This is a genomic window from Achromobacter pestifer (assembly GCF_013267355.1).
Lineage (GTDB): Bacteria > Pseudomonadota > Gammaproteobacteria > Burkholderiales > Burkholderiaceae_B > Achromobacter > Achromobacter pestifer_A.
The window spans coordinates 6,787,782-6,812,191 of the sequence record NZ_CP053985.1 but is presented as its reverse complement, the minus strand read 5'-3'; the positions used below and the strand labels follow the sequence as shown (position 1 = coordinate 6,812,191).

The 24,410-nt window shown below is 63.5% G+C and carries 25 protein-coding genes; 16 read left to right on the top strand and 9 right to left on the bottom strand.

From position 1 onward, the window contains the following. Positions 1-107 precede the first annotated feature (107 nt). The 3 genes from FOC84_RS32060 to flgA form a co-directional block, all read right to left on the bottom strand. Positions 108-587 carry a flagella synthesis protein FlgN gene (locus tag FOC84_RS32060; RefSeq protein WP_173150562.1) on the bottom strand — a complete coding sequence of 160 codons (480 nt, stop codon included), beginning with the start codon at positions 585-587 and terminating at the stop codon, positions 108-110. A 33-nt stretch (positions 588-620) separates the two neighbouring features. After that, the gene (gene flgM, locus FOC84_RS32055) at positions 621-914 is read right to left on the bottom strand and encodes a flagellar biosynthesis anti-sigma factor FlgM (RefSeq protein ID WP_173149468.1); all 294 of its coding nucleotides are present in this window, start codon (positions 912-914) and stop codon (positions 621-623) included. Between the two features lie 129 nt (positions 915-1,043). Further along, a complete protein-coding gene (gene flgA, locus FOC84_RS32050; RefSeq protein WP_173149466.1) occupies positions 1,044-1,757 on the bottom strand; it encodes a flagellar basal body P-ring formation chaperone FlgA in 714 nt (237 codons plus the stop codon). A gap of 177 nt (positions 1,758-1,934) precedes the next feature. Here flgA and flgB point away from each other — a divergent pair, with 177 nt between their 5' ends. From flgB to FOC84_RS31970, 16 genes are all read left to right on the top strand, one after another. Further along, positions 1,935-2,342, top strand: a complete 408-nt coding sequence (gene flgB, locus FOC84_RS32045) for a flagellar basal body rod protein FlgB (RefSeq protein WP_173149464.1) — start codon at positions 1,935-1,937, stop codon at positions 2,340-2,342. A 22-nt stretch (positions 2,343-2,364) separates the two neighbouring features. Continuing rightward, positions 2,365-2,784 carry a flagellar basal body rod protein FlgC gene (gene flgC, locus FOC84_RS32040; protein ID WP_054456669.1) on the top strand — a complete coding sequence of 140 codons (420 nt, stop codon included), beginning with the start codon at positions 2,365-2,367 and terminating at the stop codon, positions 2,782-2,784. 20 nt (positions 2,785-2,804) lie between these two features. Further along, a complete protein-coding gene (locus FOC84_RS32035; protein WP_173149462.1) occupies positions 2,805-3,503 on the top strand; it encodes a flagellar hook capping FlgD N-terminal domain-containing protein in 699 nt (232 codons plus the stop codon). Between the two features lie 74 nt (positions 3,504-3,577). Continuing rightward, the gene (gene flgE, locus FOC84_RS32030) at positions 3,578-4,792 is read left to right on the top strand and encodes a flagellar hook protein FlgE (RefSeq protein WP_173149460.1); all 1,215 of its coding nucleotides are present in this window, start codon (positions 3,578-3,580) and stop codon (positions 4,790-4,792) included. A gap of 37 nt (positions 4,793-4,829) precedes the next feature. Then, on the top strand, positions 4,830-5,594 hold the full coding sequence (locus FOC84_RS32025; RefSeq protein WP_173149458.1) for a flagellar basal body rod protein FlgF: 765 nt from the start codon (positions 4,830-4,832) through the stop codon (positions 5,592-5,594). Between the two features lie 65 nt (positions 5,595-5,659). Then, on the top strand, positions 5,660-6,445 hold the full coding sequence (gene flgG, locus FOC84_RS32020; RefSeq protein ID WP_173149456.1) for a flagellar basal-body rod protein FlgG: 786 nt from the start codon (positions 5,660-5,662) through the stop codon (positions 6,443-6,445). After that, the gene (locus tag FOC84_RS32015; RefSeq protein ID WP_173149454.1) at positions 6,445-7,134 is read left to right on the top strand and encodes a flagellar basal body L-ring protein FlgH; all 690 of its coding nucleotides are present in this window, start codon (positions 6,445-6,447) and stop codon (positions 7,132-7,134) included. The genes flgG and FOC84_RS32015 overlap by 1 nt, the downstream gene beginning before the upstream one ends. Positions 7,135-7,136: 2 nt before the next feature. Further along, positions 7,137-8,273, top strand: coding sequence for a flagellar basal body P-ring protein FlgI (locus FOC84_RS32010; protein WP_254241843.1), 1,137 nt, complete (start codon positions 7,137-7,139; stop codon positions 8,271-8,273). Between the two features lie 5 nt (positions 8,274-8,278). Then, positions 8,279-9,256, top strand: coding sequence for a flagellar assembly peptidoglycan hydrolase FlgJ (gene flgJ, locus FOC84_RS32005; protein ID WP_173149452.1), 978 nt, complete (start codon positions 8,279-8,281; stop codon positions 9,254-9,256). A gap of 70 nt (positions 9,257-9,326) precedes the next feature. Further along, on the top strand, positions 9,327-10,994 hold the full coding sequence (flgK, locus tag FOC84_RS32000; RefSeq protein WP_173149450.1) for a flagellar hook-associated protein FlgK: 1,668 nt from the start codon (positions 9,327-9,329) through the stop codon (positions 10,992-10,994). 47 nt (positions 10,995-11,041) lie between these two features. After that, on the top strand, positions 11,042-12,286 hold the full coding sequence (flgL, locus tag FOC84_RS31995; RefSeq protein ID WP_173149448.1) for a flagellar hook-associated protein FlgL: 1,245 nt from the start codon (positions 11,042-11,044) through the stop codon (positions 12,284-12,286). Between the two features lie 145 nt (positions 12,287-12,431). Beyond that, entirely contained in the window at positions 12,432-14,324 is a 1,893-nt protein-coding gene (locus FOC84_RS31990; protein ID WP_173149446.1) for a methyl-accepting chemotaxis protein, read from the top strand. 99 nt (positions 14,325-14,423) lie between these two features. Next, positions 14,424-16,274, top strand: coding sequence for a methyl-accepting chemotaxis protein (locus tag FOC84_RS31985; RefSeq protein ID WP_173149444.1), 1,851 nt, complete (start codon positions 14,424-14,426; stop codon positions 16,272-16,274). A gap of 29 nt (positions 16,275-16,303) precedes the next feature. Beyond that, on the top strand, positions 16,304-16,771 hold the full coding sequence (locus FOC84_RS31980) for a hypothetical protein (RefSeq protein ID WP_173149442.1): 468 nt from the start codon (positions 16,304-16,306) through the stop codon (positions 16,769-16,771). Between the two features lie 139 nt (positions 16,772-16,910). After that, positions 16,911-18,644 carry a methyl-accepting chemotaxis protein gene (locus FOC84_RS31975; RefSeq protein ID WP_173149440.1) on the top strand — a complete coding sequence of 578 codons (1,734 nt, stop codon included), beginning with the start codon at positions 16,911-16,913 and terminating at the stop codon, positions 18,642-18,644. Between the two features lie 298 nt (positions 18,645-18,942). After that, entirely contained in the window at positions 18,943-20,538 is a 1,596-nt protein-coding gene (locus FOC84_RS31970) for a methyl-accepting chemotaxis protein (RefSeq protein WP_173149438.1), read from the top strand. A 54-nt stretch (positions 20,539-20,592) separates the two neighbouring features. Here the strand turns inward: FOC84_RS31970 and fliR are convergent, their stop codons facing one another. The 6 genes from fliR to fliM are packed head-to-tail and all read right to left on the bottom strand — an operon-like array spanning position 20,593 to position 24,409. Beyond that, positions 20,593-21,381 (bottom strand): flagellar biosynthetic protein FliR, encoded by a 789-nt coding sequence (fliR, locus tag FOC84_RS31965; RefSeq protein ID WP_173149436.1) that lies wholly within the window; start codon positions 21,379-21,381, stop codon positions 20,593-20,595. Positions 21,382-21,415: 34 nt separating this feature from the next. Beyond that, complete coding sequence (fliQ, locus tag FOC84_RS31960) at positions 21,416-21,685, bottom strand: flagellar biosynthesis protein FliQ (protein ID WP_008163193.1); 270 nt, start codon at positions 21,683-21,685, stop codon at positions 21,416-21,418. A gap of 19 nt (positions 21,686-21,704) precedes the next feature. Beyond that, entirely contained in the window at positions 21,705-22,496 is a 792-nt protein-coding gene (gene fliP, locus FOC84_RS31955) for a flagellar type III secretion system pore protein FliP (RefSeq protein ID WP_173149434.1), read from the bottom strand. A gap of 27 nt (positions 22,497-22,523) precedes the next feature. Beyond that, positions 22,524-22,847 carry a flagellar biosynthetic protein FliO gene (gene fliO / locus FOC84_RS31950; RefSeq protein ID WP_173149432.1) on the bottom strand — a complete coding sequence of 108 codons (324 nt, stop codon included), beginning with the start codon at positions 22,845-22,847 and terminating at the stop codon, positions 22,524-22,526. 10 nt (positions 22,848-22,857) lie between these two features. Beyond that, a complete protein-coding gene (fliN, locus tag FOC84_RS31945; protein WP_173149430.1) occupies positions 22,858-23,409 on the bottom strand; it encodes a flagellar motor switch protein FliN in 552 nt (183 codons plus the stop codon). Further along, positions 23,402-24,409: a flagellar motor switch protein FliM gene (gene fliM / locus FOC84_RS31940; RefSeq protein ID WP_088140137.1), complete on the bottom strand. Its 1,008-nt coding sequence runs from the start codon at positions 24,407-24,409 to the stop codon at positions 23,402-23,404. The genes fliN and fliM overlap by 8 nt, the downstream gene beginning before the upstream one ends. Position 24,410: the final 1 nt, after the last annotated feature.

Sequence of the window (24,410 nt, the reverse complement as noted above, 5' to 3'; positions counted from 1 at the left end):
CGTCGTTTGATGGGTTGCGAAACACAGAGTGCAGATTCTTGCACAAGCGCGCGTGGGCGCTCTAGCCATCCTGCCGGTCAATCAGGGTGGTTGAACCGTAGCGTGCTTCAACCGGCCACAATGGGCTTGCGTCCCGGAGCGCTGCGCGCACCACGCCCGCGGGCGTCGTAAGTGGCATGGGCGCCGCCAGCGGCGCCCATGCTGCGCAGGGCTTCCAACGACTGCTGCGTATAGCGCAGATGCACGTCGATGAGCGCGCCGTTGCGCATGTTGATTTCGTTGGCGGATGCCGATTTACTAAGCAGGGCCTGCCAGACGCCCGACAGCTGCGGGTGCAGTACGGCCGCCTGCTCGGTGCCGACGTGCCCGGCGGGCAAGCCGATTTCCGCAAGCAGGGAATCCCGGACCTGGCTCAGGTCCACGAGCCTGCGGGCGACGTCGCCCTTGCGCTCGGTGATTTCCTGCAGCGTGCCGACGCTTCCCAAGCCCACCAACACTTCGGTCTCTTCTTCCAGGATCGCGGAGAACTCTGTGATCAGGGCATCTTCCTGGCGCATGCAGGACTGCAGGGATTCGACGGTGCTCATGGTCATGCTGTTCGGCTCGGGAAGGTTGCGGGTTTACTTCAACAGGTCGCGGGCGCTGGCGATCAGGCTGTCCGCGATACGGCCGGTATCGATCTTCAGTTGACCCGATGCGATGGCTGCGCGGATGGCCGCGACGCGTTCGACGTTGATGTCATTGGAGCCGTCCTGCAGCGCGAGCAGCTTGCGCGATGCCGAGCTCAGCGCCACCTGCGAGCTGCTGGAGCCGCCGGCGCTGCTGGCGCCATAAGCCTGGGCAACCGCCGAGTCGGCGCGAGGCGCGACGGCGTCAGCCGATAGGGGGCGGTTGGTGGTGGAATTGATCTTCAAGATTTTCTCCGCAGGGCGTCCTGGGTCGGTTGTGCGACGGATTCGCCTACTTATGCCTCAGTAACGGCAAGGCCGGAAGGAACTTTAGGGGCGGGATGCGTGTTGGTGCAATGCAACATGTAACAGCAACTACAGTTGTATTTCCACCAGACCGGCGTTGCGCACCACGCCGCTGACCACTTGGCCGCCCGCGGTACGCACCTGCACGGTGGCACCCGGCGCCGCGTTGTCGAGCGCCTGGCCTTCGCTGCTGACGACAAAGCCGTTGCCGCGCGCGTTGATGCGGACATTGGCGCCGCGCACCACCGATTGTGCATTGCGCAACGCTGACCCCCGCACCGCTTGGCCGGCATTGATTCGGTGCACGGCTGTCATGCCCACCACGGTTTGCGGATCGGTAATGGCGCCTGGGGGCAGGGCGACCAGGTCGCCGTCCCTCGGGGCGAGGTCGTCCGGCGTCAGGGCTTGACCCGCGGCGATCATCCGCGCGGCGACGTAATAGTGGCCCGGCACGCTTACCGTCGCCTGGACATAAGCCGTCCAGGGCTTAGGCGCGTTGCAACGTATCCCAACCGTCATGCGCGAGCGCAATTTCATGCTTGCAGGCATAAATGGGGACATTACATCGCAGGCCGCCAGGTGTTCTGCACGCGGCGGATCGATCGCGACCAAGGGTTGCCCAGGCAGGCCGGCCAACTGATCCAGCAAATAGGTCTGTGCCACCAGGGCGATCGCCTCGGGTGCCTGGGTAGCCGCTGCCTGCCCCTGCGCGGTAGCCAAGGGCAGCAGCAGGGCTGCCAGGCAGCATGCGCGCGCGCAGAGTCGGGTTGCGGATATTTTCATGGTGGATGAATTGTAGAAGTCCGCGGCATTCGGCAATACGTGAATTGGATGAGAAATGACGGGTTATTTGGCTGATTGTGTTCAAGCCCCGGCCCCTATGATGCCGTCATCCAATGGGATAACGGTCTGTCCGGAGTCCCTGGCTTTATCCGAATTGCAACGCACCAAGGCGCCCCGATGCTAGACAGGCTCAATGAAGATTTCCGGTTTTACCAGCAGGCCCTGGGACTGCGCGCGCAACGCCAGGAAGTGCTGTCGTCGAACATCGCCAACGCCGATACGCCCAACTACAAGGCGCGGGATTTCGACTTCAAGACGGCCATGGCCAGCGCCATGGAAGGCACCAAGCGCCTGCCCGATACCTCGCTTGCGCTGACGTCCGCCCGCCATATCCCGGCCAAGGCCGTATCGCAGGGTCCGACGGAACTGCTGTACCGCCTGCCGTACCAGCCCAGCATGGACGGCAACACGGTGGACATGGACATCGAGCGCGTGCAGTTCGCGGATAACACCCTGCACTACCAAAGCACGATGCAGATGCTGTCTGGCCGCATCCGGACCATGATGGCCGCAATTCAGGATTGATTTTTAAAGGGAGCGGCAGGCAATGTCCTTGTTGAGCATTTTCGATATCGCCGGTTCGGCGCTCAGCGCGCAATCGCAGCGCATGAACGTGGCGGCCAGCAACATGGCTAACGCCGACAGCGTAGTCGGCCCCGACGGCAAACCGTACCGCGCCCGCCAGGTCGTGTTCCAGGTGAATCCCCCGGCCGGCCAGGCGCTGGGCCAGGAAATCGGCGGCGTGCGCGTGGCTGGCGTGGTCGAAGACCAGTCCCCCTTGAAACAGGTGTATGACCCGCAGCACCCCATGGCTGACGCGCAGGGCTACGTCAGCATGCCCAACGTCGACCCGGTGGCCGAAACCGTGAACATGATCGCGGCCTCGCGCTCTTATCAGGCGAACGTGGAAGTGCTCAATACCGCCAAGGCCCTGATGCAGAAGACGCTGACCATCGGTCAGTCCTAATTTCTCGAACCATTGAATCCATGACCACTATCGACCAATCGACGAGCAAGACTGGCCTGGGCCTGGCGCAAACGGGTGCCAACGGCATCAGCACGGCCCAAGGCCTGCAGGATCAGTTCCTCAAGCTGCTGGTGACCCAGCTGCAGAACCAGGATCCCCTGAACCCGATGCAGAACGCCGAGCTGACCTCCCAGCTGGCGCAGATTTCCACCGTGGAAGGCATCACCAACCTGAAGAACACCATGCTCGCCATCAGCGGGCAGATCGACGTGTCTCAGTCGATGAACGCCGTGGCCATGATCGGGAAGGGCGTGTTGATCCCGGGTTCCAAGATCAAGTCCGGCGTGGATGCCGCGAATCCCGAGGCCCGTGTCGTCACGCCTTACGGGCTGGACCTGCAGGGCGACGCCCAGAAAGTGCAGATCCGCATTTCCGACGCCAACGGCGCGGTCGTGCGCACGATCGAAATGGTGGACCAGAAGACTGGCGTGTATACGCTGAACTGGGACGGCAAGAACGACGGCGGCGTGGCATTGGAACCGGGCGCGTATAACGTGTCCGTCCTAGCCACGGACGCCGACGGCAAGAAGGTGAATGCGGAAACGCTGAGCTACGGCCAAGTCAAGAGCGTGGCTTACTCCACCAATGGCCTGCGGTTGGATCTGGGGCTGGACGGCCAGACCAGCATGCTGGACGTGCGCAAGGTGATCGGCGCCTGAAGCGGGCGCACTGAATCGGTGCCGGCGCAAGGGCGGCGGCTTTCCCTGATAGTTATAGATTAGCGAGAGAAAACATGGGTTTCGGACAAGGATTGAGCGGCTTGAACGCCGCGGCGCAGAACCTGGACGTCATCGGCAACAACATCGCCAACTCCGGCACCGTCGGCTTCAAGTCGTCGACCGCATCGTTTGCGGACGTCTACGCCAGTTCGCGCATCGGCCTGGGCGTAAAGGTGTCGGCCATCACCCAGCGTTTCACGGTGGGGGTGGTCACCGGTGGCGGTGGCGAATACGACATCGCGATCGACGGCGCCAATGGCATGTTCCGGGTCACGGACAATAGCGGTGCGGTGATGTACACCCGCAACGGCGAATTCCTGGTCGACAAGGACAACTACTTCGTGAACGCGCAGGGCTACCGCCTGACGGGCTACCCGGCAGGTGTGGTGGGAGCAAATCCCGAGGAGCTGCGTCTGCCCGTGGGCAACGTGGCGCCTCAGGCGACGTCCGGGATTTCCTTCAAGAAGGCCAACCTGGATGGGAACGCCAAGGTCATTGATCCGGCCACCAATCCCTTTGACCCCAAGCTGGCCAATACCTTCACCAACGCGTCGCCCATGACCGTGTACGATTCGCTGGGCAATTCGCATCAGGTCATGCAGTACGTCGCAAAGCGTTCCGCAAACGCTGCTGGCGAAAGCGTCTATGACGTTTACTACACGTTGGACGGTCAGGCCATGGCGCCGGCATCGAAGCAGCTGACGTTCAATACCTCCGGCGTGATGACCAGCGCTCCGATCACGAACTTCACGTTTGCCACCCCTGGCGGAACGGCTACGCCGGCGCAGCCGCTCAACATAGCCTTCAACTACACCGGCATGACCCAATATGGCACCAGCTACGGGTTGGAGCCCTCGGTGGACGGCTATGCCTCCGGGGAGCTCACCGGCGTCAACATTGGCGGCGACGGTAGCTTGGTGGCCAAATACACCAACGGTAAGACGCAGGTGGTTGGCACGATCGTGCTGGCGGATTTCGCGAACTTGCAAGGCTTGCAACCCGTGGGCAACAACGCCTGGACGGAAACCTCCGCCTCCGGCCAGCCCGTTCTGGGCCAGCCCGGCACCAATGGCCTCTCCAAGATCGTGGGCCAGGCCACGGAAGCGTCCAACGTCGACATGAGCAAGGAGCTGGTCAACATGATCATCGCCCAGCGCACCTACCAAGCCAACTCGCAGACCATCAAGACCCAGGACGAAATCATGCAAGTCCTGATGAACCTGAAGTAAGCCCGGCAGGCACGCGACGACACCGACGGAATAGGCAATGGACCGTATCATCTACACCGCCATGAATGGCGCGGCGCGCATCACCGAGCATCAGGCCGCGCTTTCCAACAACATGGCCAACGTGAACACGGCGGGTTTCCGCGAGCAGATCGCGTTGTACCGCTCGGTGCCGGTCACGGACGGGACGAGTCTGCCCACGCGTGTTTCGACGGTGGCGTCCACGCCGCGCAACAGTTTCCAGATGGGCAATATGCAGACCACGGGCCGGGACCTGGACGTGGCGCTGTCCAGCGAGCGCGGCTGGATCGCCGTGCAGACCCCGCAAGGCGAGGCCTACACCCGCGCCGGCAGCCTGCAGGTCGGCATCAATGGCCTGTTGCAGACCTCGCTGGGCCAGCCCGTGTTGTCTGATCAAGGCGGGCCCATCGACATACCCGACCAGGCCGCGCTGACGATCACCTCGGACGGCACCATTACGGCCATCGGCGCCGGCGATGCGCCGAACAACATCCTGAACCTGGGCCGGATCAAGCTGGCCAACCCGCAAAACGAGCAACTGGTACATGGCGATGACGGCGTGTTCCGCATGGCGCCCGTCAATGGCCAGCCTGCGCCTGCGGTGCCGGCCGATCCCAGTCTGCGGCTGTTGTCGGGCGTGCTGGAAGGCAGCAACACCAACCCCATGGCGGCGATGGTGGGCATGATCGCCAACGCCCGCCGGTTCGAGCAGCAAATGCAGGTGATCCAGCACTCGGACCGCAACGCCGAGCGCGCCAACGGCATCCTGTCGGTAAGCGCCTGATACGGCAATTGAACTAGAAACATTTTTTGCGCGCGGCCGGGCCGCGGCACCAGGAGTACTTCATCATGATGCGTTCGCTGTGGATCGCCAAGACGGGCCTGGAAGGTCAACAGACCTCCATGGACGTGATTTCGAACAACTTGGCCAACGTCTCCACCAACGGTTTCAAGCGCGGCCGCGCCGTGTTTCAGGACCTGATGTATCAAACGCTGCGTCAACCCGGCGCCCAGGTCGGCGACGCCACGCAGCTGCCGTCGGGTCTGCAGCTGGGCACCGGCGCGCGCGTGGCCGCAACCGAGCGCATTCACACTACCGGTAACCTGAACAATACCGGCGGCGAAATGGACATCGCCATCAACGGCCGCGGTTTCCTGCAGATCGAGCTGCCTGACGGCACCCAGGCGTACACCCGCGATGGCGCGCTGCAACGCGACCAGAACGGCCAGCTGACGACCGTCAGCGGCTACGTGATCCAGCCGCCCATGAACATTCCCGACAACGCGCTGTCGATCTCCATCGGCAACGACGGCATTGTTTCGGTGACGCAGCCCGGCGCCGCCGGCATCAACGTGCAGATCGGCCAGCTGCAGATCGCGACGTTCATCAACCCCACCGGCCTGCAGAGCATCGGCGAAAACCTGTACCTGGAAACCGACGCTTCGGGGCCTGCCAACCTGTTGCAGCCGGGCGTGGACGGCGCCGGTTCGATCATGCAGAAGTACGTCGAAACTTCCAACGTCAACGTCGCTGAAGAACTGGTCAACATGATCACCACCCAGCGCGCCTACGAAATGAACAGCAAGGCCGTCAAGACCTCGGACGAAATGCTGGCCCGCCTGACCCAACTGTGATGTCCATGTCTGTCCTGCGTCTGGTATCGAGTGCGGCACTGGCCATGCTGGTGGCCGGTTGCGCCATGATTCCGCCCGAGCCCATTGTCACCGGGCCGACGACGGCGGCGCCGCCGCCTCCGCCCACACCCATGGCGCAGCCCACGGGCTCCATCTACCAGCCTACGACCTACGGCAACTATCCGCTCTTCGAGGACCGCCGGCCGCGCAACGTGGGGGACATCGTCACCATCGTCCTCAACGAGAAGACGAACGCCTCCAAGAACGTCGCGACCAACACCAATCGCAGCGGCAGCGCCAACCTGGGCATTGCCGCCGCACCGTCCTTCATGGATAGCTGGGCCAACGCCAACCTGAACACCGACGCCAAGGGTGGCAACGTGGCGCAGGGCAAGGGTGATAGCACCGCAAACAATGCCTTTACCGGCACCATCACCACCACGGTGGTGGGGGTGATGTCCAACGGCAACCTGCAGGTTGCGGGCGAAAAGCAGATCGCCATCAATCGGGGCAGCGAATACGTGCGTTTCTCCGGCATCGTGGATCCGCGCTCCATCACCGGCACGAACACCGTCTCGTCCACGCAGGTGGCCGACGCCCGCATCGAATACCGCAGCAAGGGCGTCATGGACGAAGTCCAGACCATGGGCTGGCTGCAACGCTTCTTCCTGATGGCCTCGCCGTTCTGAACATGAAACAACCGAATCCGATATCCGCCTTGCTGTCCTTGTTGGCGCGCGTCTGCGTTTCGGTCGGGCTGCTGGCCGGCGCAGGCGCGGCTCAAGCCGAGCGGCTCAAGGACCTGGCCTCGATCCAGGGCGTGCGCGGCAACCAGCTGATCGGCTATGGCCTGGTCGTGGGCCTGGACGGCAGCGGCGACCAGGTGCGGCAGACGCCATTCACGCAACAAAGCCTGACCAATATGCTGTCCCAGCTTGGGATTACGGTACCCGCCGGCAGCAATATGCAGCTCAAGAACGTGGCGGCCGTCATGGTCACGACCACGCTGCCCGCATTCGCCCGCCCAGGCCAGACGCTGGACGTGGTGGTTTCGTCCATGGGTAATGCCAAGAGCCTGCGCGGCGGCACATTGCTGATGACCCCGCTCAAAGGGGCAGACAGCCAGGTCTATGCCATCGCCCAGGGCAACATTCTGGTGGGCGGCGCTGGCGCCTCCGCCGGTGGTTCCAGCGTGCAGATCAACCAACTGAACGGCGGCCGCATCAGCGCGGGCGCCATCGTCGAGCGCGGCGTGCCCACCACGTTCTCGCGCGATGGCTACATCTATGTGGAACTGAACAGCACCGATTTCAGCACGGCGCAGAATGTAGCCATGGCGCTGAATCGCAAGTTCGGCCAAGGCACCGCCACCGCCCTGGACGGCCGCGTGGTGCAGGTGCGCACGCCCATGGATCAGGCCTCGCAGGCGCGCTTCCTGTCGCAGCTCGAAGACTTGCAGGTGACGCGCGCGCCCACGGTGGCCAAGGTCATCATCAATGCCCGCACGGGTTCGGTCGTCATGAACCGCACCGTCATGATCGAAGAGGCGGCGGTGGCCCATGGCAACCTGTCGGTCATCATCAATCGCCAGAACCAGGTGTCGCAGCCCGACACGCCCTTCACGGAAGGGCAGACGGTGGTGGTGCCCAACACCCAGATCGAGGTGCGTCAGGAGAACGGTTCCCTGCAACGCGTGAGCACCAGCGCCAATCTGGCGGACGTGGTCAAGGGTCTGAACGCCCTGGGCGCGACGCCGCAGGATCTGTTGGCGATTCTGCAGGCCATGAAGACCGCGGGCGCCCTGCGCGCCGAACTGGAAATCATCTGACGGCCATGGCTTACACCAATGATGCGGCGCGTGGCGCCAGTCGGCAGGATTCAGTCTTTGACATGGGCCGCTTGTCGGACTTGAAGCGGGACGTCAAGAAGGATCCTGAAGGGACCGATCAGCAGAAGCAGGTCGCCAAGCAGTTCGAGGCCCTGTTCCTGCAGATGATGGTCAAGCGCATGCGCGAGGCCACGCCCAAGGAAGGGCTGTTCGACTCGCAACAGACGCAGATGCTGCAGTCCATGGCGGACGAGCAACTGGCTTTGCATCTAGCCTCGCCCGGCATTGGCCTGTCCGGCGCCATTCTTGCCCAAATGCAGCAGGGCAAGCCCGGCGAGCTGGGCGCGGATGCCGTCAAGCGCCTGGGAGAGGGTTCTGATCTCGATTTCCGTTCGTCGGGTCCGCGCGAAGTCTCGGCCCTGTTGAACGTGATGCGCAACAACAGCGCGCAGAATCGGGCCTTGGCCGCGGCCGAGGGCGCTCCCGAGCATGTGGTCTCTTTCGTGTCCAAGATGTCGCGAGCGGCCAATCTGGCTTCGCAGCAAAGCGGCGTGCCCGCGCGTCTGATCATGGGGCAGGCGGCGCTGGAGTCTGGCTGGGGCAAACGCGAGATCAAGCATCAGGACGGCAGCACCAGCTACAACCTGTTCGGCATCAAGGCGGGATCCAGCTGGAAGGGCCAGGTCGTCAACGTACTGACTACCGAATACGAAGATGGTGTGGCGAAAAAGGTGACGCAACCCTTCCGCGCCTACGCGTCCTACGAGGAATCGTTCGCGGACTATGCGCGGCTGATCGGCAACAGCCCGCGCTACGAGGGCGTCACGCAGGCACGCAACGAGATTGAGGCGGCTCGCAGAATCCAGGACGCAGGCTATGCGACGGACCCGCAGTATGCGCAAAAGCTGATCGGCGTCATGGGTCAGCTGCGGGGCGCGGCATCCAAGGTGGAAATTTCTCGCCAGATGTTGGAAGGACTCTAAATTCGGATCATCCGCTGCCGTTAATGGGGTATCCAGGTATATCAGCGGTTAAATACGGGGCATTGTCAGCATGAATATGTATAAATTGGCGCTGGGCGGGCTGAACGCCGCCCAGGCAGGGCTGGCCACCACCAGCCACAATATCAACAATGCCACCACGGTCGGTTACAACCGTCAGCGCGTCATGGTCTCGACCGCAGGCGCGCAGGCCACCAGCAACGGCTATGTTGGCCGTGGCGTTCAGGTCGACACGGTCGTGCGCAGCTACGACAGCTTCCTGTACAAGCAACTGGTCGGCGCCCAAGGCAGTGGCGCCCAACTCCAGACGCAATACAACCAGGTTTCGGCGATCAACAACCTGTTCGCGGATCGCACCGTGGGTATCGCGCCGGGTCTGAACAACTTCTTCACCAGCATGAATGCGGTGGCCAGCAAACCTGCCGACCCTGCCGCTCGCCAGGATCTGCTGGGCAAGGCCAACAGCCTGGCCACCCAGATCCGCTCGGCCTACACCGAAATGCAAAATCAGCGCATGGGGCTGAATACGCAGATCACGACCACGGTGGAGCAGGTCAACAGCTATTTGTCCCGCATCAACGACCTGAATCAGCAGATTTCGTTGGCCACGGGCAGGGCGGGTGACGGTCCCCCCAATGACCTCCTGGATCAGCGCGATCAGGCCGTCATGGAGCTGAACCAATTGGTGGGTGTCACCACCTATGAGCAGGGCGACCAGCTCAACGTTGCGCTGGCCAATGGCGGTCAGGCCCTTCTGTCTGGCAACACCGTCTATCCGCTGCAAGCGGTAAGTTCCGCCAAGGACGTGGGGCGTACCGTCATCGCCTATACGCTGCCGGCGGGGGCCGGCAAAACGGTGGCCGTGGAATTGAGTGACACGGAAGTGACCGGCGGTACGCTGGGAGGCCTGCTGCAGTTCCGAACCGCGTCGCTGGACATGATGCAAAGCCAACTGGGCCAAATGGCCGTCGGTCTGGCGCTGTCCTTTAACGCGCAGCATAAGCAGGGTTTTGACCAGAACGGCAATCCCGGGACGGACTTCTTCGGCATTGGCTCGCCGCAAGGCATACCCAATGGGCAGAACAAGAGCAATGCGCAGATCTCGGGCCAATTCACGAATCTGAACAATATCAATGCCAAAGACTACGAGATTTCGTTCGATGGAACGAATTACCGGGTGCTGCGCATGCCCGAAGGTTCGGAGGTTTTCAACGGCCCGGCCACGGGTACTCCGGCTACGCTGAATCTTGAAAACGAGATGGGCGTCTCCCTGACCATCAGCGCGCCGCCGCAGGCGGGTGACAAATGGTCGCTGGCCCCCACGCGCGACGCTGCGCGCGATATCAGCGTGTTGATCAGCGATCCGTACAAGGTGGCGGCGGCCGATGGCGACAAAGGTGACGCCAACGGCAAGAACGCACTGAAATTGGCGCAACTGCAAAACGGCAAGATGCTGGCCAATGGCACGATGAGCGTGAACGACATGTTCGCCCAGGTCGTGAATACCGTTGGCGTCCAGACCGCGCAGGTCAAGTCCGCGGCGATCGCGCAGGCGAATCTGATCACACAGAAGGTCGCGGCGCAGCAGGGTGTGTCGGGCGTCAATCTGAATGAAGAGTACGTCAACCTGTCGCAGTACCAAGAGCAGTATCAAGCGAGCGCCCGCATTATTGACGTGGCCAGCACCATGTTCGACACGCTGCTGGGTCTGCGCGGCTGATCGGATCGTTGAATCGTGACCAATACAGATAAATTCGGAGCTTCACCATGCGCCTGAGCACTTCAATGATGTATTCGAACGGGCTGAAAGGCATCCTCGCTCAGGAATCGGACATGAATCGTCTGGTCGAGCAGGTGGGCAGCGGACGCAAGTTCTTGTCGCCTGCGGACGACCCCTTGGCGGCCGCGCGCGCTATCGATGTGGCGCAGACGCAGAGCATGAACGACACGTATAGGGCGAATCGCCAGACCGCCAACACGAATCTGGGTCAGGAAACCAATACGTTGACGGCGGTGACGCACGCATTGCAGGGAGCGCGCACGCGCATCATCCAGGCAGGAAGTACCCTTTCGGATAGTGACCGCCGCACCCTGTCCACGGAGCTCAAGAGCACTCGTGATGCCTTGTTGGGCCTGGCCAATACGACCGACGGCAATGGTCAGTATTTGTTCTCCGGCAACGATGGCAGCGTGATGCCTTACTCCAAGAACGCCGCGGGCCAGATTACGTACAGCAATTCGGTAGGCGAACGCACCATTCAGGTGGATCAAAGCCGCCAGATGTCCACCAGCGATCTCGGCAAGGACATCTTCGGACGCGCCAATCCGGGCTCGCAGGCCTACGTCGCTTCAGCACCACAAACGAACACGGGTTCGGCGCAGTTTGGCGCGGTTTCGGTAACGCCCGGGAGTGGCGCCAGCGGGAAGACCTTCGAGGTGAAGTATGAGGCCGATGCGACGACGGGCGCTATGGGCTACCGCATCACGACGACGAATCCCGACGGAAGCTCCACTGTCGTTCCGCAGCCTCCGCAAGCCGCGACGCTCTATGCCGATGGTGCAGTGATCGACTTCGGCGGTGTTTCGGTGGCTATCAATGGGGCTCCCAAACCAGGAGATTCGATCACCGTCCAGAGCGTTCAGTCGGCGGATATGGACGTGTTCGCCACCTTGGACAACATCATCGCCGCACTGGATGCGCCCAACGATGGTGATCCTGTGGCGATGGCGAGACTGAACAACGCCCTGGCGACCGGCAACAAGAAGCTCGCGAACACCTACGACAACGTCCTGACGGTGCAGGCCTCGGTCGGCGCACGCCAGAATGAATTGGACGCCCTGAACGCGACCGGCACGCAAAAAGGCCTGTCGTACTCGCAATCTCTCTCGGATTTGGAAGAGCTGGACTATTACCAAGGCGCGAGCCAGCTCGCATTGCGCCAAGTCGCGCTGCAAGCGGCTTCGGCGGCATTCATGACCATCCAGGGATCGAGTCTGTTCAGTCGCAAGTAGGTAATAGGGTAGGTCAAAAAAAAGCGCGCCATTGAGTGCGTGGGGTTGCGCCGTTACGGACGCTACTGGCCAGGGGCCGGGGCGTCCGTGTGTGCGTGCAGAGTAGGAAATAGTCGTTTCACATTGCTTAACGCTCGGATATTCCATGCTTGTCAACTTGAAAGTCCGCACCTGTCTCGTTTTGGTGTTGCTGCTCTTCACGGGCGCCATGTTCATTTCCAATGGCGTGGCGTGGATGGGCCTGAACTCGAGCAATGAGAAGCTGGAGCGGGTCAACGACGCCTATTCGACGCAGGCCTCGCAGCTGAATCGGGCCTACATCCTGTTCCTGCGCGGCCGCTTGCTGCTGGCGACGTCGCTGATGGATCTGCAGCAAGGAAAGACCGAACAGGCGACCTCGCAGGCCAAGCGCGCGGAGGGCCTGATGCAGGAAGGCGCTCAGGCGCTGGACGCATACCGCAAGGCGCCGCGCCTGGAAGGCTCGGAGGCCCTGAATCAAAAGCTGGAAAGCGCCTACAAGCAATTCAACGACGTCGTCAGACGTCAGGCGACTGCCTTGTCGACCATGGCCGTGCAGGACTATCTGGATCTGAACGACGCGGGAAGCGCGGCGAACACGGCCTTGAGAGAAGCGGTAGGAGGCGTGCTGGCGCATATCGACACCAGCACCGACGAGCTGGTGGTGCAGGCCGAGGCGGCCCACGGCGTTTCGCGCACGGTCACGATTGTGATGCTGGCGATCACCCTGGCCTTGGCATTGGGATGCTGGCTGTTCATCAGCCGGACCGTGCTGCGCCCATTGCGTGAGGCGGGTGATCATTTTGAAAAGATCTCGGGCGGCGATTTCACCGGTCGTATCGATGTGCGCAGCACGAACGAAATTGGGCAGCTGTTTGGCGCGATCAAGCGCATGCAGGAAAGCCTGACCCGCACCGTGGCGCTGGTGCGCCGCGGCGTGGACGAGATCAACGTGGGTTCGCGCGAGATTTCGGCGGGCAATACGGATCTGTCCAGTCGCACCGAGCAGCAGGCGGCCTCGCTGGAAGAAACCGCGGCGTCAATGGAAGAGCTGGCTTCGACCGTGAAGCAGAACGCGGACAACGCGCGCCAGGCCAATCAGTTGGCGGCCAGCGCCTCGGACGTGGCCGAGCGCGGCGGTTCGGCGGTGTCGGAAGTGGTTAGCACCATGCACGGCATTTCGGCCAGCTCGCGCAAGATCTCCGAGATTGTGTCGGTGATCGACGGTATCGCGTTCCAGACCAACATCCTGGCGCTGAACGCGGCGGTGGAAGCCGCGCGTGCGGGCGAGCAGGGCAAGGGATTTGCCGTGGTGGCTGGCGAAGTGCGTTCGCTGGCGCAGCGTAGCGCCCAGGCCGCCAAGGAAATCAAGGGCCTGATCGAGGATTCGGTGAGCAAGGTCAGCGCGGGCTCGCAGCAGGTAGAGCGCGCAGGGTCGACGATGCAGGAGATCGTGGCCTCGGTGAAGCGTGTCACGGACATCATGGGTGAAATCTCGGCGGCGTCGGAAGAACAGTCCAGCGGCATCGACCAGGTGAACCGCGCAGTGTCGCAGATGGACGAGGTGACGCAGCAGAACGCGGCGCTGGTGGAAGAAGCGGCTGCCGCCGCGGGGTCGCTGCAGGAGCAGGCGCAACGCCTGGCCGAAGCAGTCTCCGTGTTCAAGATCAACGCGGGTGAAGTGATCGAAGTCCCCGCGCAGCAATTGGCATCGCAACGCAGCGCGCCACGCATGCCGGCGCCGCCGGCACGGCCGCAGACAGCGGCGGCAAGCAAGCCGTCCGCCGAACCTGCCCACGCAGAATCGCCGCAGTCGGCGCAGCCTGCTCCGAAGACGGCGCCCGCGCCGCGCCTGACGCAGGTCGCCCGGCCCAAGCCGGCGCCGGAAGCTGCTACTACTGTTCGTCCGCTACGCCGGCCGGCCAGCCGCCCGGCGGGTGCCAAGGATGCCGCACCAGCGGCGCCACCCGCCAGCCGTCGTCCTCCGCCTTCGGCGGACGACGATTGGGAGTCTTTCTGACGGAGAGATCCGTCAGCGCAGCACATGCAGTAAAGCTACCCCCCTATTTACGGCCTGGCGGCAAGAATGCCGCCGGGACGACTACCGGAATATACGGAAATGTTTAGCAATCTGAAGGTGCGCACGGGCCTGATGCTCGCCCAGTTGGCCGTGGCGCTGGCCGCGCTGGTGGCCATCGTCCTGGGTTGGAACAGCATGCGGTCCAACTCGGAGGCGATCAACGCCCTGGATACCTTGAGCGTCCAGCAAGCCAATCTGATCAAGGACGCATATACGCAGATGCTGCGTGCCACGATACGTGCCGACATTGCCGCCGCACAGCGGGCAGCGGGTGATGCCAGCGGCGCCAGCGAGAACACTCGCACGGTGCAGCAACTGGTCGGCGATGCCAAGAAGAAGATGGAGACCTTCAAGGCCATCCCGAAGACCACGGCAATCGGCAAGAGTGCCGAGGGCGATCTGATCACGTCCTTCAACGGATTTGCAGACGCGTTGCAGGCCATGATGTCGGCCCTGGACAAGGGGGATTCGGCAGCTTACCTGGATCTGAAGAACACCAAGGCCGGCGCAGCGAGTGGTGCGTTTTCGAAGCAACTGACGGAATTCGCCAAGGACATTACTTCCTATAGCGAAGAGATGGTGTCGTCCTCGCGTTCGCAGGCGGCGACGATGGCGATTGTGTACGTCGTGCTGGCGGTATTGATCATCGCGGTATGGCTGGGCGCCTTCCTGTTCATGAACCGCGTGGTCCTGCGGCCCTTGCGCGCCGTCAGCGACAGCTTTGACAAGATCGCCGGCGGCGACTTGACTGTACGCGTGGATGCGACCTCGACCAATGAGATCGGCATGCTGATGGCCGCAGTCAAGCGCATGCAGGAAAGCCTGACCCGCACCGTGGCGTCGGTGCGCCGCGGCGTGGACGAAATCAACGTGGGTTCGCGCGAGATTTCCGCGGGCAACACCGACCTGTCCAGCCGTACGGAGGAACAGGCCGCCTCGCTGGAGGAAACCGCCGCCTCGATGGAGCAGCTGGCCTCGACCGTGAAGCAGAACGCGGACAACGCGCGCCAGGCCAACCAATTGGCTGCCAGCGCGTCCGACGTGGCCGAGCGCGGCGGCTCGGCGGTGTCGGAAGTGGTCAACACCATGCAGGAAATTTCGGCCAGTTCGCGCAAGATTTCCGAAATTGTGTCGGTGATCGATGGCATCGCGTTCCAGACCAACATTCTGGCTTTGAACGCGGCGGTGGAAGCCGCGCGTGCAGGCGAGCAGGGCAAGGGCTTCGCGGTGGTGGCGGGCGAAGTGCGTTCGCTGGCGCAGCGCAGCGCCCAGGCGGCCAAGGAAATCAAGGGCCTGATCGAGGATTCCGTGACCAAGGTCGGCGCGGGCTCGCAGCAGGTGGAGCGCGCTGGCGCGACGATGCAGGAGATCGTGGCCTCGGTGAAGCGGGTGACGGACATCATGGGCGAGATCTCGGCGGCGTCGGAAGAACAGTCTAGCGGCATCGACCAGGTGAACCGCGCGGTGTCGCAGATGGACGAGGTGACGCAGCAGAACGCGGCGCTGGTGGAAGAGGCCGCCGCGGCAGCGGGTTCTCTGCAGGAACAGGCGGAGCGCCTGGCCGAAGCGGTGGCGGTGTTCAAAATCAACGCAGGCGAAGTCATCGAAGTTCCCGCGCACCAGTTGGCCGGTCAGCGCCGCGCACCGCGTATGGCTGCTCCGACGGCGCCCGCAGCGCAGGTGGAGCAGCCCGCCGCCGAGGCCAAGGCAGCTCCGGCAGTACGCTTGACGCATTCCACGCGAGCCAAGCCGGCAGCGGCCGAAGGGGCGACGGCGGCACGGCCGCTGCGCCGGCCCGCGCCGCGCCCGGCGGCTGCGCCGCAGGCAAAGCCCGTGACGCCGGCAAGCCGCCGGTCTGCGCCTGCGGATGACGATTGGGAATCTTTCTGACACCGGCCTGGCCGGTAAATGGGTAGGATATGCGAGGCTATATACATCTTCTGGCGGCGGCCGCGTTTGTGGCGCTTCTGGCCGGCTGCGCGGCGACGGGGCATAACTTCGACCCGGGCAAGCTGTCGCAGCTGACGCCGGGGCGGACGACGCTGGAAGAGGCTTCGCGCATGCTCACCGCCCCGCCCGACAAGCTCTACAAGCAGACCGACGGCACGCTGCTCGCGCTCTGGGCCTTCAAAATCACCTTCGTCGCGGACGGCTTGTACAGCCGCAAGGAAGCGCTGCTGCAGTTCGGCCCGGACGGCCGGCTGCTGCGCCTCGTCGACAGCACCAATATCTTGCTGGAACCTTGGGAACGCCAGAAGCTGCTGGGACCCGCGCCTGCGCCTGACTTGCGTCAGGATGTGGCGCCGCCCGCCGTGGCCCCCGAGGTGCAGACCATCTACATACCGGGTCCGGGTGAACCGGCCGGATTGCAGCCTCAGGGCAAGTAGCGCCCTGTAGTCCAGCGGGGAGCATCGCGGCGCGCGCCGCGATGTACGTCGCCCGGAGTGCATGCCTCGTGTAACAAGGCATGTCTCCCGGGTGGTTTTTCATTTGGTCAGAGTAGTTCCTGAGGGATGGGGAAACAATATGGAAGCGAGTCTCGAATCCGGTGCGAAATCCGGCAAGGTCGGCAAGAAGAAGGCCGCGCGCGCACCCAAGGTGAAGCGCAAGCTGCGGCTGCGCGATGCCCGCGTCGGCACCATGCTGCTGTGGGTCATGGCGTTCTTCGCCGTGTTGATTGCGGCGGTGGGCGGCCTGGCCGCGTATTTCCTGCAGAACAACTATGAATCGATCCGCGAGGTCAACGCCTTGACCGAGCGCTCCAAGCAGGTCGAGGTGATCAACAGCGACATGCTGCGCGCGCGGGTTGCGTTGATGGTTGCCGCGCGCCACCTGCAGGAATCCGGTTGGGGCAGCGGGGAGAACTCGGCCCGCGATGCGGCCGCGGCCTTGAAAGGTGCGACGGACCTGCTGACTGGGGTGCGCAGCCGTTTCGCTGATTTCCAGAAGAACATGCTGCAGGACGATACGGGCCGCCAGCTGTCGATGAACCTGGTACGGCGCTACCGGTCGTACATCGACGATGGCGTGGACACCATGGTCGAAGCCCTGCGCAGTGAGGACTATTCCACCTTCTACATGGTGAACAACGAATACGGCACGCCGCGCAGCGCCGCGTTTATCGAGGCGCTCAGCGAGTTCGGCAAGTACATCGGCGACCAGCAGCAAGCCACGATCGACGAGGCCGAAGCGAATTTCAACCTCGCCATGGTGGCGGTGGGCGTGGCCGTCGGCTTGGCGGTGCTGCTGATGATCCTGGCACGCCTGCTGTTCGGCCGCCTGGTGGTGCGCCCCTTGGTGGAAGCTGGCCAGCACTTCGACAAGATCGCTGCCGGAGACCTGACCAGCCGCGTGGAAGTGCGTTCGCACAATGAGATCGGCCAGCTGTTTGCCGCGTTGAAGCGCATGCAGGAAAGCCTGACCCGCACGGTGTCGGCGGTGCGCCACGGCGTGGACGAGATCACGGTGGGCTCGCGCGAGATCTCGGCCGGCAATACGGACCTGTCCAGCCGCACGGAAGAACAGGCGGCTTCGCTGGAGGAAACCGCGGCGTCGATGGAAGAGCTGGCTTCGACCGTGAAGCAGAACGCCGACAACGCGCGCCAGGCGAACCAGCTTGCGGCCAGCGCCTCGGACGTGGCTGAACGCGGCGGTTCGGCGGTGTCGGAAGTGGTCAGCACCATGCAAGGCATTTCGGCCAGCTCGCGCAAGATCTCCGAGATTGTTTCGGTGATCGACGGCATCGCGTTCCAGACCAACATCCTGGCGCTGAACGCGGCAGTGGAAGCCGCGCGCGCGGGCGAGCAAGGCAAGGGCTTTGCGGTGGTGGCGGGCGAAGTGCGCTCGCTGGCGCAGCGCAGCGCCCAGGCGGCCAAGGAAATCAAAGGCCTGATCGAGGATTCCGTGACCAAGGTCGGCGCGGGTTCGCAGCAGGTGGAGCGCGCCGGCGCGACGATGCAGGAGATCGTGGCCTCGGTGAAGCGGGTGACGGACATCATGGGCGAGATCTCGGCGGCGTCGGAAGAACAGTCCAGCGGCATCGACCAGGTGAACCGCGCGGTATCGCAGATGGACGAGGTGACGCAGCAGAACGCGGCGCTGGTGGAAGAGGCGGCCGCGGCCGCGGGTTCCCTGCAGGAGCAGGCCCAGCGCCTGGCCGAAGCGGTTGCAGTGTTCAAGATCAACGCGGGTGAAGTGATCGAAGTCCCCGCGCACCAGTTGTCGGGCGGTTATGGAGCGCCGACGCTGACGCAGTCATGAGGTCTTCTGCCTGCTGAAATCGGCACATGGACCACGGCCGCGCTGATGCGCGGCCGTGGTCCATGTGCTTTGCGTTTGACGCGCGTAACAATCATGCGCACGTTAAGTTTTCGAAAATTTGGCCGTTAACAACAATAACGCCTGAAAAGGGCGGTGAACAGTGTTCGAAAGTGCCAGGGGACAAGCTACCCCGGAGCCTGACGAATCTGGCGGGGGAACACGTCTAAGCGGGGCGTCAGATCCGGTTTGCTCGCCGATATTCATTCGCTGCTCGAAATGAAGTTCCCGGAGGCAAGCTGTGCGTGTCAACCTACCCATCCACAATGTAGAAACCAAGCTGCGCGAGGATCAGTACCTGATCTCGCGCACGGATACCAAGGGCCGGATCGTCTATGCGAATCCGGCCTTTGTCGAAGTCAGCGGCTTTTCCCGAGAAGAACTCATCGGCAAGCCGCACAACATCGTGCGCCATCCCGACATGCCACCCGAAGCCTACGAAGACCTGTGGGAGACGCTGCAGGCCGGAGAATCGTGGCTGGGACTGGTGAAGAACCGGCGCAAGGACGGCGGCTACTACTGGGTGCTGGCCAATGCGACGCCCATCGTCGAGAACGGCGAGGTCGTGGCGTATTCCTCGGTGCGGGTGCGCCCATCGGAAGAGCAGATCGACATGGCCGAGGATTTGTATGCCCGCATTCGCGAGGGTACGGCCAAGGGCGTGCGCATCCTGCGTGGGCGTCCCGTGCGGGCAGGTTGGCGCCGCGGCGTGGATGTGCTGGCATTTCCGTTCCGGCACAATGTCCGCAGCCGCATGCTGCGCCACGCGCTGCTGTCGTCCGGAATCATGGCTGGCGCGGGCGTATACGGTTTGCGGGCCAATTGGGCGGAACTGAGCACCCTGGGCGCCAGCGTCGGCTGCGCAGCCATTGCACTGGGCGTGGTCGCCATTTTCGGCATGGGCTGGCGTTTGTCCCGGTCGCTGCTGGATCCGATGGTCGATGCGGCCAATATGGCGCGCCAAGTTGCCGCGGGCAACCTGACCACGCAGATCGTGGCGGATTCCGATGACGAAGTCGGGAGCCTGAAGTTCTCGCTCGAAGTGATGCGCAAGAGCCTGATCGGGATCGCGCAGGACGTGTATCGCGGCATCGAAGGCACGACCCATGCCGCAGCGCATATTGCGCGCGGCAACCAGGAACTGGCGGGCCGTACCGAGGGGCAGGCAGCGTCCTTGCAGCAGACCGCCGCCAGCATGGAGCAACTGACCTCCACCGTGCGGCAGAACGCCGACAATGCGCGCCAGGCCAACCAGCTCGCGGCCAGCAGCATGGAAGTGGCGCGCAAGGGCGGCGTGGCGGTCGGGCAGGTGGTGAGCACCATGCATGGAATCTCGGACAGTTCGCGCAAGATTGCGGACATCGTCAGCATCATCGAAGGCATTGCGTTCCAGACCAACATCCTGGCGCTGAACGCCGCGGTTGAAGCGGCCCGCGCCGGGGAGTCCGGCAAGGGCTTCGCGGTGGTCGCAGGCGAGGTCCGCAGCCTGGCGCAGAAGAGCGCCCAGGCGGCCAAGGAGATCAAGGGCCTGATCGAGGATTCGGTGGAGCGCGTGACCGAAGGCTCCCAGCAGGCCGAGCAGGCGGGCGCGACGATGCAGGACATCGTGGCCGCCGTGCATCGCGTCACGGACATCATCGGCGAGATTTCACAGGCTTCTCAAGAGCAGTCCAGCGGTATCGAGCAGGTGGATACGGCGGTGTCGCAGATGGACGTGATGACGGTACAGAACACCGCGCTGGTCCAGGACCTGGGCGGCGCCGTCCAGCAGCTGGGGAATCAGTCCGGCGCGCTGCGTGAGACGATCCGCGTGTTCCGTCTGGTCGGGCAGCAGTAAGGATAGCGAGGCGGTGCCAGGCGCCGCCTCGCCCCCCGGGGTCGATCAGGGCTTCTATTTGCCGGCCAGCGCATCGGCGACCCGGCTCATCGCGGTGAGGCCCGATTCGAACAGCGATTCCAGGAAAGGTCCGGCATGCGGCAGCACGACGGCCAGAATCGTGACGCCGATGATGAGCGTCACCGGAAATCCGATGGAGAACACGGACAGCTGTTGCGCGGCGCGGTTCAGGATGCCCATGGCCAGGTTGATGGTCAGCAGTGCGCAGATCAGCGGTAGCGCCAGCAGCAAACCGGATATGAAAATGGTCTTGCCCCATTCCACCACGACGCCAAAACCATTCTGGTGCAGCTGGATCATGGCGATGGGCAAGGTATCGAAGGAGCGGACCAGCGCGGCCAGGACCAGCAGGTGGCCGTCCAAGGCCAGAAATGTCAGCATCGCGATGATGTTGAATAGGCGCGACAGCACGGCGGTATTGGCGCCGGAACTAGGGTCGAAAAACGAGGCGAAGGACAAGCCCATCTGCAGGCCGACGAATTCGCCGGCGGTCTGCGCGGCGGCAAACACCAGGCGCATCGTGAAGCCCAGCGCGATGCCGATCAGCACTTGCTGCATGACCATCCATAGGCCCGTGAACGAACCCGGCGCAATGGAAGGCACGGGATCCAACGCGGGGCTGATCGCGACGGCCAGGATGAAAGACAGCCCGACTTTGACCTTGATTGGAATGTGCGATTCGGAGAACAGCGGGGCGGTGCCCACGAGCGCCAGGATGCGCACGAACGGCCAGAGAAACTGGCCGATCCAGCCGTTGAGCTGCTCGAGCGTGAACGCGATCATGGGGGGAGTTCCGGTGCCCGGCGGCGGCGCCCGCTCAGGACACCAGCATGGGGATCTGGCCGATCAGCTGCCGGATGTAGTCGACCATGACGCCGATGAGCCAGGGGCCCAGTAGCACCAGCACGCCGCACATCGCCAGCAGCTTCGGAATGAACGACAACGTCATTTCGTTGATCTGCGTGGCGGCCTGGAAGATGCTGATGACCAGACCCACCACCAGCGTCACGAGCAGCAGCGGCCCGGCCATCGCAAGCACGATCTTCATCGCCTGGTAGGTCATGGTCATGACGGTTTCGGCGGTCATGGCGATTCTCCTTCAGGCGTTATTGATAGAAGCTCTGGGCGAGCGAGCCCATGAGCAGGTTCCAGCCGTCGGCCAGCACGAAAAGCATCAGCTTGAAGGGCAGGGCCACCGTCACCGGCGGCACCATCATCATGCCCAGCGCCATCAGCACGCTGGCGATGACCAGGTCGATGATGAGAAAGGGGATGAAGATGGTGAAGCCGATCTGGAATGCGGTCTTGAGTTCGCTGGTGATGAACGCGGGCACCAGAATGCGCAGCGGCACCTGCGAGGGATCTTCCAGGGCGGGTTGCTTGGCCAGGTTGGCGAACAGCGACAGATCGTTCTCGCGCGTCTGGTGCAGCATGAAGGTGCGCAGCGGCGCGGCGGCGCGTTCGACGGCGGCCTCGAACTGGATCGAGCCCTCGGACAGCGGCTTGTAGGCGTCGGTGTAGATCTTGTCGAACACCGGCGACATCGTATAGAAGGTCAGGAACAGCGCGAGGCCGATCAGCACATGGTTGGGCGGCGACATGGCCGTTCCCATGGCGCTGCGCAGCAGGCCCAGCACGATGATGATGCGGGTGAAACCCGTCATCATCAGCAGCGCGGCAGGCAGGAACGACAGCGACGTCATCAGCAGCAGGGTCTGCATGCTGAGCGAATAGGTTTCGGAACCATTCGGGCCGGGCGTGGCCGTCAGCGCGGGCAAGGTTGCCTGCGCGACGACACCCGCAGGGAACAAGGCCAGGCCCAGCAGCGCGGCGGCGCCGAGCAGGGGCAGCGCGCCGGAGCGGGCGCGGACAGGTGTCGTGCTTGTGGGCAAACTCATGGGTGTCGCTTGGAGGGCGCGGCAGCGCTAGCGGCGCTTGAGCGCCTGGCCCAGCTTGGCCGCGAAGGCGGCCGCGGGCAAGGTCGAAGCCTCCGGCAACTGGCCGGCGGGCAGGGTATGCAGGGTGTTGAGCTGGTTCGGACCGACGCCCACCACCAGCCAGGTGTTTTCGATTTCCACCACCACGATGCTCTGGCGCGGTCCGACCGGCAGGCTTGCAACCTGCCGCAGCAGGTTGCCGCCGCCGCGCGGCGTCAGCCCTGCGCGGCGCGCCAGCCAGGCCGAAACCAGGATGGCGGCCACGACCAGGATCAGGCCAACAATGACGCGCAGGAGAGCGGAATCGTCCATGACGCCAGGTTCAGCGGCGGTTGTTCAAGCGGTTGATCCGCTCGGACGGCGTGATGATATCGGTCAGGCGGATACCGTATTTGTCTTCCACGACCACGACTTCGCCCTGGGCGATCAGGTAGCCGTTGACGAAGATGTCCATCGGTTCACCCGCCAGACCGTCCAGCTCGACCACGGAACCCTGGCCCAGCTGGAGCAGGTTCTTGATGGTCAGGCGGGTGCGGCCCAGTTCGACCGTCAGTTGGACAGGCACGTCCATGATCAGGTCGATATCCGCGCCGGTGCCGCCAGTCGTGCCGGCCAGGGGCTTGAACACGGATTGCGCAGCGGGTTGGGCGGCGGCTTGCGCGGCAGATGCGGCGGGAGCCGCCGCGGGAGCGGGCGCCGGCGCGGCAGCGGGCGCAGCCGCGCTGGTCTGCTCGGCCATGGCGGCGGCCCAGTCGTCTTGGGGCTTCAGGCCGTCCGCTTGGGTCGGCGGATTGGCGCGGGATTGTTCGGCGAGCGCGTCGGCCCAGTCGTCGGCCGGGGACGAGCCGGTACCGGGCTCGTTCTTGTCAGTCATGGTCAGAGGCCTCGTTGGATTCTGTATCGTGGGTAAACATGTTCTGTACGCGCAGGGCGTACTGGCCGTTGAAGACGCCGTAGCCGCATTCCATCAGCGGCACGCCGTCGACGCTGGCGACTATGGTTTCGGGCACGGTCACGGGCAGGATGTCGCCTACCTTCAGGCGCATCAGTTCGCGGATCGACGAGGGGATGCGGGCAAACTCCGCAACCACGTCGATGTCGGCGCTGCGCACCTGGCGCGAGAGCTGCTGCGCCCAGCGCTGGTCCACTTCTTCGAGCGTGGTTTCCTGCAGCGGGCGCGTCAGCAGGTCGCGCACCGGCTCGATCATGGAATAGGGCAGGCAAATGTTCAGGTCGCCGCCGGTCGCGCCGAATTCGATGTGGAACGAGGTGACGACCACCACTTCATTGTTGCCGGTGATGCTGGCGAACTTGGTGTGCATCTCCGAGCGCACGTACTCGAATTCGATCGGATAGACGGGGTCCCAGGACTTGCCGTAGCTTTCCAGGGTCAGATTGAGCAGGCGCCGGATGATGCGCTGTTCAGTCGTGGTGAAGTCGCGGCCTTCGACGCGCGTGTGGTAGCGGCCATCGCCGCCGAACAGGCTGTCGATGACCAGGAACACCAGGTTCGGGTCATAGGTAAAGAGCGCGGTGCCACGCAGGGGCTTCATCTGAATCATGTTCAGATTGCTCGGCACCGGCAGATTGCGCTCGAAATCCGCGTACTTGAGGATCTTGATCGAGCCCACCGTGATGTCGGCGCTGCGGCGCATGAAGTTCAGCAGCACATGGCGCATCTGGCGCGCGAAACGCTCGTTGATGAGCTCCAGCGTCTGCATGCGGCGGCGCACGACGCGCTCGGGCGAACTCAGGTCGTAGGCGCGGGCGCCGGCGTTCTGGTCCGTGGCGCTTGCCTTGCTGTCGCTTTCGCCGGTGACGCCCGCCAACAGCGCATCGACCTCGTCCTGCGAAAGAAATGCCTCGTAGGCCATG

Excerpts from the sequence above, each read along its gene's own strand:
- FOC84_RS32060 (WP_173150562.1), bottom strand. The coding sequence starts at position 587 with ATGAGCACCGTCGAATCCCTGCAGTCCTGCATGCGCCAGGAAGATGCC.
- flgA (WP_173149466.1), bottom strand. The coding sequence starts at position 1,757 with ATGAAAATATCCGCAACCCGACTCTGCGCGCGCGCATGCTGCCTGGCA.
- flgB (WP_173149464.1), top strand. The coding sequence starts at position 1,935 with ATGCTAGACAGGCTCAATGAAGATTTCCGGTTTTACCAGCAGGCCCTG.
- flgC (WP_054456669.1), top strand. The coding sequence starts at position 2,365 with ATGTCCTTGTTGAGCATTTTCGATATCGCCGGTTCGGCGCTCAGCGCG.
- FOC84_RS32035 (WP_173149462.1), top strand. The coding sequence starts at position 2,805 with ATGACCACTATCGACCAATCGACGAGCAAGACTGGCCTGGGCCTGGCG.
- flgE (WP_173149460.1), top strand. The coding sequence starts at position 3,578 with ATGGGTTTCGGACAAGGATTGAGCGGCTTGAACGCCGCGGCGCAGAAC.
- FOC84_RS32025 (WP_173149458.1), top strand. The coding sequence starts at position 4,830 with ATGGACCGTATCATCTACACCGCCATGAATGGCGCGGCGCGCATCACC.
- flgG (WP_173149456.1), top strand. The coding sequence starts at position 5,660 with ATGATGCGTTCGCTGTGGATCGCCAAGACGGGCCTGGAAGGTCAACAG.
- FOC84_RS32015 (WP_173149454.1), top strand. The coding sequence starts at position 6,445 with ATGTCCATGTCTGTCCTGCGTCTGGTATCGAGTGCGGCACTGGCCATG.
- FOC84_RS32010 (WP_254241843.1), top strand. The coding sequence starts at position 7,137 with ATGAAACAACCGAATCCGATATCCGCCTTGCTGTCCTTGTTGGCGCGC.
- flgJ (WP_173149452.1), top strand. The coding sequence starts at position 8,279 with ATGGCTTACACCAATGATGCGGCGCGTGGCGCCAGTCGGCAGGATTCA.
- flgK (WP_173149450.1), top strand. The coding sequence starts at position 9,327 with ATGAATATGTATAAATTGGCGCTGGGCGGGCTGAACGCCGCCCAGGCA.
- flgL (WP_173149448.1), top strand. The coding sequence starts at position 11,042 with ATGCGCCTGAGCACTTCAATGATGTATTCGAACGGGCTGAAAGGCATC.
- FOC84_RS31990 (WP_173149446.1), top strand. The coding sequence starts at position 12,432 with ATGCTTGTCAACTTGAAAGTCCGCACCTGTCTCGTTTTGGTGTTGCTG.
- FOC84_RS31985 (WP_173149444.1), top strand. The coding sequence starts at position 14,424 with ATGTTTAGCAATCTGAAGGTGCGCACGGGCCTGATGCTCGCCCAGTTG.
- FOC84_RS31980 (WP_173149442.1), top strand. The coding sequence starts at position 16,304 with ATGCGAGGCTATATACATCTTCTGGCGGCGGCCGCGTTTGTGGCGCTT.
- FOC84_RS31975 (WP_173149440.1), top strand. The coding sequence starts at position 16,911 with ATGGAAGCGAGTCTCGAATCCGGTGCGAAATCCGGCAAGGTCGGCAAG.
- fliR (WP_173149436.1), bottom strand. The coding sequence starts at position 21,381 with ATGATCGCGTTCACGCTCGAGCAGCTCAACGGCTGGATCGGCCAGTTT.
- fliQ (WP_008163193.1), bottom strand. The coding sequence starts at position 21,685 with ATGACCGCCGAAACCGTCATGACCATGACCTACCAGGCGATGAAGATC.
- fliP (WP_173149434.1), bottom strand. The coding sequence starts at position 22,496 with ATGAGTTTGCCCACAAGCACGACACCTGTCCGCGCCCGCTCCGGCGCG.
- fliO (WP_173149432.1), bottom strand. The coding sequence starts at position 22,847 with ATGGACGATTCCGCTCTCCTGCGCGTCATTGTTGGCCTGATCCTGGTC.
- fliN (WP_173149430.1), bottom strand. The coding sequence starts at position 23,409 with ATGACTGACAAGAACGAGCCCGGTACCGGCTCGTCCCCGGCCGACGAC.
- fliM (WP_088140137.1), bottom strand. The coding sequence starts at position 24,409 with ATGGCCTACGAGGCATTTCTTTCGCAGGACGAGGTCGATGCGCTGTTG.